This is a genomic window from Glycomyces halotolerans (assembly GCF_054779575.1).
In genome coordinates, this window is the sequence record NZ_BAAGXZ010000051.1 from 1 (window position 1) to 1,307 (window position 1,307).

A 1,307-nucleotide genomic window follows, 5' to 3' on the forward strand; every position below is an offset into this window, starting at 1 on the left:
CAATGCCGTTCGGTTAAGGGTCTGCGAAGACGACGATGTCGAGGGTGGCCTTGTAAGTTCGCCGGTCGATGCCGTTGGTTCTGGCGTGGTATTTCGAGATCGCGCGTTTGACTACGCGGGGTGCTTGTCTGAGCCTGCGCTCGGGTAGCGGGTGCGCGAGGATCTGCTGCCCGATCAGGCCTTTGAGGTCGATGGTTTCGGTGTCGAGGATGCCTTCGGCGCGGACGAGCTGGTCCCGGGCGGCTTCGACGGCGATGGTGAAACTGGCCTGGAGTTCGGAGATTGGTTCGCCCAGGACGGCGTCGGCGATGGCGATACGGATGCCTGGTAGAGGGTGAGCAGCGCCCAGATCTCCTGGTCGATGGCGTGCGGGTGTTTGCCGCGCAGGACGCGGCGGCGCAGGAGACCGGATTTGAGCTCGCAGTAGGCCGATTCGATCTCCCAGCGCTGGTGGTAGAGCGCGACGATCCCGGCCGCGGGGTAGCGGCGCGGGTTGACCATGCTGGTCAGCAGCCGGTAGTGGCCGGTCTGGGTACCGGCCTCAGTGACGATGGTGATCTCGGCTTCGACCAGGCGCAGGATCAGTTTGCCGCGGCGGACCAGGTGCGTGCCGTCGCGCAGTTTCGCCACCGGTACTGGTTTGGTGTTGGTGTGCAACCGGAACAGCAGGTGGGCGCCGGTGGCACGGACGCGTTCGATCAGCCAGGCGGCATCGAACAGCCGGTCGGCCAGGACGATCTGTCCCGGGCCCATCGCTTCGGTCAGCGGTGCGGCGTACTTCGTCTCGCCGGTGCCGACCGGGCCGAACGCGGCTGCGAGCACGGCGCGGGATCCCGCTGCGAGCAGCGCGACCAGGCGGACCTGCGGGTAGCCGGCCCCAGCCCACCGCGTCGCGCCGCTGGAGCGGTGCATTGACAGGTTGTCGCCGGAGGCGGGAATGTCAAGGAGGGTGCCGTCGATGGCGCACACGGCCAGGCCCCGCCACCGCGCCGTGGCGGCTGTCGGCCCGGCCAACAGCTCGAACAGCGCTTTGAGCGGGCCGGGCCCGACCCGGGCACGCGCCTGCCACAGCGCCGAGGCCGCCGGAACCGTGCGCACGCCCAGCCCTCCGGTGAGTTTCCGCCAGATCCCCGGCCAGCCGACAGCGGCGAACAGGCCCGCCGCCAGCAGCAGGTAGACCACCACGCGTGAGGGGATCGACCGCAGTCGCCGCTGGTGGGCCCGGCACTGGTCGAGGACCGCGTCGACCATTTCGAACGGCACGATCCGGGTCAGCTCACCCAGATGCCCTGGCGTGAACACCCCAC

The 1,307-nt window shown here is 69.1% G+C and carries 1 protein-coding gene; it reads right to left on the reverse strand.

The window, feature by feature from the left end; all coding sequences use genetic code 11:
- Positions 1-174 precede the first annotated feature (174 nt).
- The coding region (locus ACYVL2_RS19960; protein ID WP_460546558.1) for an IS4 family transposase at positions 175-1,307 on the reverse strand (1,133 nt) is incomplete at its 5' end.